The 5394-nt window shown below is 43.2% G+C and carries 5 protein-coding genes; all 5 read left to right on the top strand.

Annotation, left to right across the window (positions count from 1 at the left end; translation table 11 throughout):
- Positions 1-203 precede the first annotated feature (203 nt).
- The 5 genes from hppD (at position 204) to V7D75_RS00420 (ending at position 5299) form a co-directional block, all read left to right on the top strand.
- Positions 204-1316: a 4-hydroxyphenylpyruvate dioxygenase gene (gene hppD, locus V7D75_RS00440; RefSeq protein ID WP_200663520.1), complete on the top strand. Its 1113-nt coding sequence runs from the start codon at positions 204-206 to the stop codon at positions 1314-1316.
- A gap of 164 nt (positions 1317-1480) precedes the next feature.
- On the top strand, positions 1481-2425 hold the full coding sequence (gene phhA, locus V7D75_RS00435; RefSeq protein ID WP_333612947.1) for a phenylalanine 4-monooxygenase: 945 nt from the start codon (positions 1481-1483) through the stop codon (positions 2423-2425).
- 135 nt (positions 2426-2560) lie between these two features.
- Positions 2561-2905 (top strand): 4a-hydroxytetrahydrobiopterin dehydratase, encoded by a 345-nt coding sequence (locus tag V7D75_RS00430; protein WP_068405575.1) that lies wholly within the window; start codon positions 2561-2563, stop codon positions 2903-2905.
- 93 nt (positions 2906-2998) lie between these two features.
- Entirely contained in the window at positions 2999-4423 is a 1425-nt protein-coding gene (gene nhaC / locus V7D75_RS00425) for a Na+/H+ antiporter NhaC (protein WP_068405572.1), read from the top strand.
- A 177-nt stretch (positions 4424-4600) separates the two neighbouring features.
- Complete coding sequence (locus V7D75_RS00420; protein WP_333612946.1) at positions 4601-5299, top strand: hypothetical protein; 699 nt, start codon at positions 4601-4603, stop codon at positions 5297-5299.
- Positions 5300-5394: the final 95 nt, after the last annotated feature.

The raw sequence follows: 5394 nt of genomic DNA, 5'->3' as shown, positions 1-5394 counted from the left end.
TGTCGGCGACGCTGATAAAAGCGCTCAATTGGCGAATACTGATATTCATAAGCAAACCTGATAAATAAATCAAAAAAAACGATTAGTCTTATAAATCAAGCTAATCTAATATAAATCACTCGTCAATAGGAATGATTGATGAAACTTATTTTTTGCTAATTTTTAGTGATGTATACCACCAATTGAAATTAAGGATGATGACAATGTCAGAGTTAAAGGCAGATTTATTTGATAACCCAATGGGCTTGCAAGGATTTGATTTCGTTGAGTTTGTTTCACCTGAGCCTGAGCTTGTCGAAACGCTATTTCGTAACCTTGGCTTTACTCATATTGCCAATCACCGCTCAAAAGATGTGGCTTTGTTTCGCCAAGGAGACATCAACCTTATTTTAAACCGTGAGCCAAAAAGCCATGGCAGCTATTTCCTAGGTGAGCATGGCGCGGGCGCTTGTAGCATGGGCTTTCGGGTAAAAAATGCCCAGCAAGCGTATGAGCTTGCTATCGAAAACGGTGCTGAGCCAGTAGAGGTGCCGACAGGAGTAATGGAGCTGCGCTTGCCAGCGATTAAAGGTATCGGCGGCTCGCTTATTTATCTCATTGACCGCTTTGGCGATGGCAACTCTATTTATGATATCGATTTTGAATACCTACCGGGCGTCGACAAGCATCCAAAAGGCTTTGGCTTTAAGGTTATTGATCATCTGACGCACAATGTCTACCGTGGTCGCATGGCATATTGGGCCGACTTCTACGAGCGTATATTTAACTTCCGCGAAATCCGCTATTTTGATATCACTGGTGAGTATACGGGTCTGACCAGTAAAGCGATGACCGCGCCTGATGGCAAAATTCGTATTCCATTAAACGAAGAATCAAAGCAGGGTGGTGGGCAAATTGAAGAGTACTTGATGCAATTTAATGGTGAAGGCATTCAGCATATCGCACTATTGAGTGATGATTTGTTGTCTAGCATCGACAAATTAAGAGACATGGGTATTCCGCTGATGACAGCGCCAAATGATACTTATTACCAAATGCTGGATGAGCGCTTACCAAACCACGGCGAGAATGTCGCTGAGCTACAAATGCGCGGTATCTTGTTAGACGGCACCACAGAAGGCGGTACGCCACGCTTATTGCTACAGATTTTCTCTGAAACCATCCTTGGTAGTCCCGTATTCTTCGAATTTATCCAGCGTAAAGGCGATTACGAAGAAGGCTTTGGTGAAGGTAACTTTAAAGCCCTGTTTGAATCAATCGAGCGTGACCAAGTCCGACGCGGCGCGATTGGTCAGCCAGAAACTGAAACGCCATAGTTTTAGCTTAATCGTTTATAAGTATAATAAATGGGCAGGGCAAAAGGAATTTGTCTTGTCCTTAATCAGCAAAGTACTGCTTGCGATGGTAAATCCAAAATACCTAAATTTAGGATTCACTGACGACAAGCGCATGTACTAACGCTAATAAAAGGAACGCAGGCATGGAACGCCTACAAGCTAACAATACTATTCAAAAATCCCTTAGTGCCAAGAGTGTGTCTTCAAATGCTCTCGGCGCTGATGCTTCTAGCCATAGCGATTTAACGGCTAAAAAGCAACCTTACCTCTCGCATCAGCCAGACGGTCAGGGTCATATTCACTATAGTGACGATGAAAATGCCATGTGGCAGGCGCTGCTTACACGTCAAGCCAAGCAAATACCCAATCGAGCTTGCTCAGCCTATCTAGAAGGCTTAGAAAAGCTAAACCTGCCATCGACCCATATCCCGCAACTCCACGATATCGACGAAATATTGCAAGCCACCACCGGCTGGCAAACTGCTGCCGTTCCTGCGCTTATCAGCTTTGGTAAGTTTTTTAAACTTTTAGCAAATAAACGCTTTCCGGTAGCGACCTTTATCCGCCGCTTTGAAGATATGGATTATATCGAAGAGCCAGATATCTTTCATGAAATCGTTGGCCATTGTCCGCTGCTGACCCATCCTGCGTTTGCCGCTTTTAATGAGACCTATGGCAAGCTGGGTCTTGATGCCAGTAAAGAAGAAAGGTGGTTTTTGGCACGGCTTTATTGGTTTACTATCGAGTTTGGCTTGGTAGGTAGTCACCCTGACAATCGCCGTATCTATGGCGGCGGTATCTTGAGCTCGCCTTCTGAAACGATTTATGCGCTTAATGGTAGTGATACGTTGCACCAATCCAACCATCAGCATCAGCAGCAACCACAAAATCAGCCAGAACACCGCGCATTTGATTTGCTTGATGTGCTGCGTACGCCTTATCGCATTGACCATATTCAGCCGATTTATTATGTCATTGATGATTTAGATACGCTGTTCGATATCGTCGATAGCGACATCATGGGCAAGGTCAAACAAGCAATGGCACTTGGTTTGTTTGAACCAACTTATGCACCAAAAAACTCTTAATACATTAAAAAATTTAGCATCGTTAAAATAACGATGGGGTAAAAGTGTTGCTGTAAAAACAGTATTAACACGGACGTAACTGTATTAAACCTAACGGTATTAAAAAAATAATAGTTAACTTAAAAGGACATTATCATGACGACATTATCACAAGCCAGCTGTGAAGCCTGCCGTATCGGTGCTCCAACCGTCGACGACACAGAAGCACGCGAGCTATTACAACAAATTCCTGATTGGTCGCTCATCGAAGTCGACGGCATTAAGCAATTACAGCGTCAGTATAAATTCAAAAATTTTGTCACAGCGATGGCATTTGCCAACGAGCTTGCCGACATTGCGGAAGCAGAAGGGCATCATCCGGGTATTTTGGTAGAGTGGGGCAAGGTCACCGTCACTTGGTGGTCACATAGCATTAAAGGTCTGCATCGCAATGATTTTATCATGGCAGCCAAGACCGATAGCCTACTGGGTAAGTCATGAGACTGGCAATAATCTTTGCAACTCATTAAACTTGTCCCACCCAAAACCAACCCTAACGCCAGAATATATATGATGGCACCATAAGGATGTGTTATGCCTCCACAAGTACTTACCGAGCTGTCTCCCAAGGTAGCTTTTATTATTGCCAGCGTTGTCATCGCGATTATGGGTGTGACCATGATCGGCTTTGGCTGGGTACCGCATCTGTCATTGATGCTTGCAATCGTTGTTTTATTAGGCCTTGGTATGTATAAAGGTCTAAGCTTTGAGAAGATGCAGGGGCAGATGTCATCGGGCGTTGTCAGTGGTATTGGTGCTATTTATTTACTATTTTTTATTGGTTTGCTGGTCGCCGCGCTGATGATGTCAGGTGCTATTCCTACCATTATGTATTATGGTTTTGATCTCATCTCACCGCAGTATTATTATATTTCGGCTTTTGTTTTGACCTCTATTATTGGTGTCGCTCTCGGCAGTAGTTTGACCACAGCCGCGACACTTGGCGTGGCCTTTATCGGTATGAGTAATGCCTTTGATGCCAACGTCGCCATTGCTGCTGGCGCGGTGGTTTCAGGTGCTTTTTTTGCCGATAAAATGTCCCCGTTGTCAGATACTTGTACGCTTGCCTCTTCTGTCGTTGGTATCGATTTGTTTGAGCATATCCGCAATATGATGTATACCACGGTACCGGCGTGGCTTATTACAGCTGGGCTATTTTGGTATTTCTCTGGGCAGACGGGTACGGGTGATTTGGGTCAAGTGACCTTACTGCAATCACAATTGGTCGATAGCGGCTTAGTCCATGGTTATGCGGTGCTGCCGTTTGTTGTACTAGTGGTTTTAGCTTTATGCCGAGTCAATGCCATCTATACTATCATTTGTACGATTGCGACCGCTTTAGTGCTTACTTATCTGCACAGTACGCCAAGTATTGGACAGCTGGGCGGCTATCTGTTTGCCGGTTATACGCCCGCCGAAAATTTAGAGCTGGGTGAAGTGGCAGGTATGATCTCACGTGGTGGTATGCAAAGTATGTTCTTTACGCAGACTATCGTGATATTGGCGTTAAGTTTGGGGGGGTTATTACGTGCTTTGGGTATCTTGCCAGCATTATTGTTAGGTATTCGAAATATGCTAACAAGCTCAGGCCGTGCTATTTTTGCCGCGGCGATGGCGGCTTTAAGCATCAACGTGCTGATCGGTGAGCAATATTTGAGTATCCTATTATCAGGAACTGCGTTTCGTCCGACCTTTGAGCGTTTGAATCTACACCCTAAAAACCTATCGCGTACCATCGAAGATGCGGGTACGGTTATCAATCCATTAGTACCGTGGAGCGTGTGCGGGGTATTTATCAGCCAAGCGTTAGGTGTTCCGGTACTTGAATATTTACCTTATGCCTTTTTCTGTTATTTATCGCTGCTGCTTACGATACTGTTTGGATTCACAGGTATCACCATCAGTTGTAAAGATGGCTCTAGCATTCGTAAGCAACCAAAAGTACAAATGGCCAATTAGCGAACACTCATTTTAAAATAAAATGAGATAGTATTGGTTGCATAAAAACCACTCTAAATCGCTTAGAGTGGTTTTTTTGATTAATCTGAACGCCTAAACCATATATCTAAAAGTGGCTGAATAAGAGATAATAGAGGACATAGATTTTCGTTTACCTCAATAAAAAGGCAGTCCTGCATGACCCATAATAATCCATATAACCTGATACCCTTGCAACCTACGGGCAGAAATGAGACCAATACCGCCAATACCTATTCACCTGAAGATATGATTACGATTTACGAGCAGCAGTTTTTGACCGAAGTGCCAGAAGATGAACTCACAGAGTTCTTACCTTTTTTAAAAGCCTTTTATGATATCGACGACCATACGTTGGATGTTAGTGCGGTGATTTTTGATGCGATTGCGGACGCTTGTATTATTTATAACCACAAAGTCAAAGTCGGGCGTTATGAGATATTAGAAGGCTTGGTAAAAGAAGAGATTACAGAAGATGCAAGTGATGCAGAAGGCGCTGAAGAGCAACACGTACAAGCCTATACCCTAGAGTGTAAGCGTACTTTTTCTATCAATGAGATAGAAATACCTTATCATTTTAATTTGTTTATCTATGGCGATAATTATTCTACCTTGACGAGAAGAGAGAGCGTGTTAGAAAAAATGTATTGGTTTGTCAGTGATAGCTTTGATGAGCAGTTATTAGATAATCCTGAAGATACTGAGAGCTTGGCGTCTATTAATAAGCAATTGGCAAGTTTGGGTATTCGAGAAATGGATCTGACTACTATTCATGAGCTAGTCGATTATTTAGAAGATAACATCATAGATGACGACATGGCAGATGCGGTAAATAAGCTGCTAGATGAAGCCGAGTAGCATTTAATACACTATTCACTGTTAAAAAAGACCACGCTAAGCCAATTTAGCGTGGTCTTTTTTTGGTAGGACAGGCAATTTTAAACAGCAAACCA

This window comes from Psychrobacter sp., from assembly GCF_036731945.1.
In the GTDB taxonomy this organism is placed as follows: Bacteria; Pseudomonadota; Gammaproteobacteria; order Pseudomonadales; family Moraxellaceae; genus Psychrobacter.
The sequence above is the reverse complement of the archived record's forward strand: the minus strand, read 5'-3'. Positions and strand labels throughout refer to the sequence as shown.